At 39.9% G+C, this 4595-nt stretch carries 5 protein-coding genes and 1 pseudogene; 1 reads left to right on the top strand and 5 read right to left on the bottom strand.

Annotated elements, in window-relative coordinates:
• From J6O61_RS11390 to J6O61_RS11380, 3 genes and pseudogenes are all read right to left on the bottom strand, one after another.
• Positions 1–526 (bottom strand): annotated as a pseudogene (locus J6O61_RS11390) (hypothetical protein); the annotation flags it as partial.
• Positions 527–708: 182 nt separating this feature from the next.
• Complete coding sequence (locus J6O61_RS11385) at positions 709–1692, bottom strand: hypothetical protein (RefSeq protein WP_292213200.1); 984 nt, start codon at positions 1690–1692, stop codon at positions 709–711.
• A gap of 35 nt (positions 1693–1727) precedes the next feature.
• Positions 1728–2477 (bottom strand): hypothetical protein, encoded by a 750-nt coding sequence (locus J6O61_RS11380; protein ID WP_292213197.1) that lies wholly within the window; start codon positions 2475–2477, stop codon positions 1728–1730.
• 182 nt (positions 2478–2659) lie between these two features.
• On the opposite strand from J6O61_RS11380, the gene J6O61_RS11375 reads away from it, so the two are divergent.
• Positions 2660–2785: a hypothetical protein gene (locus J6O61_RS11375; RefSeq protein ID WP_292213193.1), complete on the top strand. Its 126-nt coding sequence runs from the start codon at positions 2660–2662 to the stop codon at positions 2783–2785.
• 53 nt (positions 2786–2838) lie between these two features.
• On the opposite strand, the gene J6O61_RS11370 is transcribed toward J6O61_RS11375, so the two are convergent.
• Both J6O61_RS11370 and J6O61_RS11365 read right to left on the bottom strand, forming a co-directional pair.
• Positions 2839–4263 carry a sensor histidine kinase gene (locus tag J6O61_RS11370; protein WP_292213190.1) on the bottom strand — a complete coding sequence of 475 codons (1425 nt, stop codon included), beginning with the start codon at positions 4261–4263 and terminating at the stop codon, positions 2839–2841.
• 17 nt (positions 4264–4280) lie between these two features.
• Positions 4281–4595: LytR/AlgR family response regulator transcription factor (locus tag J6O61_RS11365; protein ID WP_292213188.1), on the bottom strand; the 315-nt coding region annotated here is incomplete at its 5' end.

Genomic DNA, 4595 nt, shown 5'->3' with positions numbered 1-4595 from the left:
GGGCTACTCCATCTATTGCCTGCATAGCTTCATCAGCAATACCCTCTGTGTCACGGATATACGAGCACAATGCGGCAAATTCTGTAAAATCCGAATCTGTCGGATTCACTTTATAAGGATCGATCTCTTTTGAGAACTCATTGCCGTTTTCATCTGTTCCGGTTGCAGTATATTTCCTGCTGTCTCCCATCACATCAATCCTTATCTCAAACTTCTGCATTACTCCCTGATATGAATAAGCTGTTTTGCCATCAGCAAGTTGCGTTGATGTCATTCCTGAGTTCCACACATTTGCTGTTATAACTCGTGTATAGCCTTTCTTTGCAGGCTCTTCTTTTACCAGGGCATCCACAACCTCAGGTGAATCCTCATTTTTTTCAAGAATAACACTCTGGAAATCGCTGTTTCCGATTGTCTGATTTGAATAAAAGTGGGCACTCTGTACAAATGCGCTCTGTGAGTAATAATAGTTTCCGTTTGTTATGGTATTTGGCATAAGTGTTCCTTTCTGCAGCTCATCTGTCATTCAGAGCTACTCCACTCTCCTGAAAGGACCGAGTGGTTAATTGATTATCAGTTGCGGCGCTTTGCTCTTTACTTTCACCTTCCTTCTTAAAAAGCCGAATATCATTAGATTTATCAATCCATTGATATCCGGCAGTTCCATCCTAACCTCTTTATATATTATCGGAATAAGTGCTTTGCTCCTTAAGTGCCATATAACATTTTTCTATGCTCTATGGCCTTTTCCGTCAGTTCTTGATTCAGTTCTTTTCTTTTCTGATAGTCCTCAAGCTGCTTCTTTTGTCTCGCTGCCCTCTGAGCCCGGCGTCTTGCATTATCATTGTTGTTATTTCGACTGCTCCGCTGAGAGTTCTCGCTGCGCATCTTCTCCAATACTTCATCAAGCTTCTCTGCAGCACTCATTAGTTCTGACTCACGGCCCTTGATGGCCAAATCAACGTGCTGAATGGTTCCGGCAGTCCCATCCTCCTTTAGAAAGATTCCTGTCTTTCTCACTTTCCCATCTAAAGCACCATCCGCACCATCAAGAGTAAATTCCGTGTCTTCTGATCCCAGGAAAATAGCCCCGACACCAGATTCCTTTAACGTCCTAAGTTCATCTTTTCCATCATCAGTCTTACTCCAGACTTTGAGCTTATCATAGACTTCATCATTTTCATCAATCCAGCCATTACCATCTGTATCGTACTTGGCAAGATCCTTAAAACCATCACCGCTCTTTACTCCAAACAGTTCAGTGCCGTCATTTACCTTGCCATCTCCGTTCTTATCAAGTGCAAGGAATCCACTCCCTGCTTTTGTCATTGATATCTCGTCCAGCTTGCCATCCGCATCAAGATCAAATTTAAATTTCGTATCACTTAAAGAAGCTGTATGACTTCCTGTATTGATTATCAATGGATCATAAAGATTATCCAGTGGTGACGATATCGGTATAAATGTTTCATGCTCCTTTTTTCGAACCATACTTACGTCAACATCAACATTTATTTCTCTTCCATCTTCTGTTTTTATATTACCTGTTGCCTTATAATCAGTTTTTTCCTTTTCTACATGCTTTTCTACTATTCCGGCAAAAAATCTGCCTGTCCCTGCGCCGCCACTGTTCAAATCCTTTTGATAGCTGTAATTTGAATTAGTATATACATCACTACTTTCTATCTTCATATGCTATTTACCTCATACTCTTGCGCATTTTGGGTTTAAAACCATCGTGAAAACATCGATGACAGGAGTGAATTACCAAATCCACCCAAAAGGTTTCCGGTATTGTATGTGCCATTAGATCCATAGATGCCTGTATTCATCGAATATCTGCTTGATGTAATGGCCGCTTGTGATGTTAAAGATGCATTGCTTCTAAGCCTTTGTCCAAATGATCCGGCTTCTCCTAATATCTTTTTGACAGTAGCTTTATCTGCTCCTTTTAATACATCTTCATCAACAGATAACTCTCCTGTCTTAGAGTTGTAACCTATGCCTATCTTTCTAAGGTCAGACACATTATTAAGCACATCCTCCCTCATCCATCCGGCTCTGTTTCTAACTGTGGTGCTTGTAGCATTTTTTGCTCCACTGTTGACATCATTGTAACCATCTACAAAATTCTTTACAGTTTTAAGAAGCTGGTCCGTGTTCTTTTCTTCATAAATCTCACTGTTTGCAAGTTTCTTACCGGCGCTTTCTACCTTTACAGCTCCACCAGCAACCTTCCGATCAGACATATATGCACTATTGTATGTGCTGTTATATGCTTTATTCATAGCTTTCACGGTATTGGCACTTAATCCAAAATAGCTGTTATTTATAGCGCCTGATGTTCGTGATGTGCTTCTTGTACCTGTAGCCCTACTGCGGTAATTAATATCTGACATTCCGTGTCTGTTCCAAATACCTCCTGCACCGCCTATCCTGCCAGTAAGGACATCAAAATAGTTTTGCCCAAAATTCATTAAAAACACCTCCTGAGTAGAGCACTTGACGAGGTTCTTCCCGAGTCTAGTGCGAACCATACCTGTGCACTTAACGAGGTACTGTCGAGTTTAGTGCAGCAGGTAGTTTCTGTTCCATATCAAGTATCGTCTATGACCGGAGGCGGTTAAATAGCTTTGACACGAACGGACCTTTTTATGTAATGAATAGTCAGTTTTTCGTTACTATTCAGTCAGCAGCCAGCACTACGCTGCTTGCACTCTCGCTTAATGAGCCTTTGGCGAATTCTAGCGAGAGACATGCGTTAGAAGGCTGCGTAAGAAAGTGATTCAAGTGGCAATTTTGCCCTTCGCGAAGCGATTTAATTGCAAAATTGCTTAGTTACTGGTCAGGAACTGAACAGTAACAGTTTTTCTTCTGCAGCATTACCTTTACCTTAAAAACCTTATTATCAGAATTGATATCCACAGCTCCAAGATATTTATCTGCGATTCCCATGACGCTCTTTAACCCCAGCCCGTGCTTATCTGCGTCAGAATCCATTTTCTTTGTACTGATGATGCTGTTATCAGAACCACGCTTCAATTTTCCATCAAACGAATTCTCTATTTTTATCAAGTAAAAGTTATCCTTCTGTTCCCCAATAAGTCTGATATACCTATCACCCTCTGCCACAGTCAGTACTCCATCCAAAGCGTTATCAATAAGATTATTAAGAATAATCCCCATATCCAAAGCACTGATTCCATTGTCATCAGGGAAAAGAAATTCTGCCTTAAAATCACAGTTAATGCTACCTGCCTGAGCTGCAGCCTCATTTATCACTGCATCTGTAACCGGATTATTGGTCGCATACTGCATAGCTTCTGAGCTAAGCTCAATGTCCATTTCCCCAAGAAATTCTTTCGCATCGCTTATCCTGTCTTTTTCCAAGAAGCTCTTAAGAATCATGAGTTTTCCGGCCATATCATGCCGAAGCGTTCTTATACGGTCATGGTATTTTTCAGTATATTCAATCTTTTTCCTGATAAACTCCTGCTCCTGAAGCTGCTCCTGTAGCCTAAGCTCCTCTTCTTTAAGTCTCCTGTAGCGCTGCCATGTAGCAATTGCAGACATTTCTCCGATAAAAATAAGCACAGCCAGGATTGGCAGGGTAAATCTAAGATCCTGCTTCTCATCCAGCAGCACAAAAACCTCTTTATCAAGCGGTACAACCATAACTTCTACAATAATGTAACAGATAATATATGACACAGCGGAATATATCGATAAATATAATGCTTCAGTCCATGACATTTCATACTTGACCGTACATATTTTTTTTGTTACGAAATATTCGAGAAATAGGAAAACTGCAAAAAATATAACCTGCAAAACCATCAGTATAAACATCCAGTTCCATAGATATTCTACGGAGCCTTCCCTGGAATAATCTATGGATGCGGTAACATAATCAGAAATGCTATTGAAAACGGCAAAATTTATCAAATGCCATACGTAGAATACGTTCTGCCAGAGAAAGAAGACAAAGATGATATGCGGTAATATCTTTTGATTATAAAAATAGAACACTGCAACTATAGTCAGAAGGCTTATTATACTGTACAGACCTTTTGTAGAATATGGAATTGCAAACAACACTATCCCTTCAATCGTGATTATCACTGACAATACAATATTCTTTGGTCTGCTAAGTGTCTCTTTATTTATAAAAAGATCTGCAAACACTCCAAAGAACAGGCCACAGATCAGTATCATAGATACTCCGTAGATTTGTTCCATAATTCTTATATTTTCCTCTGTCATATTGCCTCCTACAATCGTCAGGATATAAACTCCATGTAAGCCCTTATAAAATCAGCGTATTTGTATTTTGACATTATAAGTGCATCCCCATTATCAACCTGTACCTCCGACCTTGAGTAGCCTTTTATATGCTTCATATTAACCAGATATCCTCTGTGAACCCTGAAAAAACTGTTCCCCAGTTCATCCTCAAAGTCATTCATCTGCCGATACACTTCATGCTTAATTCCCGGCAAATGGACAATTGCTTTTCGTCCCGAGCTCTCAATATATAAAATATCCCGAAGCTTTATATTTATTGTCCCTTTACCTGATTGTATGGATATAAACCT

It is taken from the genome of Butyrivibrio sp., assembly GCF_017635265.1.
Classification (GTDB): Bacteria; Bacillota; Clostridia; order Lachnospirales; family Lachnospiraceae; genus Butyrivibrio.
The sequence above is the reverse complement of the archived record's forward strand: the minus strand, read 5'-3'. Positions and strand labels throughout refer to the sequence as shown.

Excerpts from the sequence above, each read along its gene's own strand:
- J6O61_RS11380 (WP_292213197.1), bottom strand. The coding sequence starts at position 2,477 with ATGAATTTTGGGCAAAACTATTTTGATGTCCTTACTGGCAGGATAGGC.
- J6O61_RS11385 (WP_292213200.1), bottom strand. The coding sequence starts at position 1,692 with ATGAAGATAGAAAGTAGTGATGTATATACTAATTCAAATTACAGCTAT.
- J6O61_RS11375 (WP_292213193.1), top strand. The coding sequence starts at position 2,660 with ATGAATAGTCAGTTTTTCGTTACTATTCAGTCAGCAGCCAGCACTACG.
- J6O61_RS11370 (WP_292213190.1), bottom strand. The coding sequence starts at position 4,263 with ATGACAGAGGAAAATATAAGAATTATGGAACAAATCTACGGAGTATCT.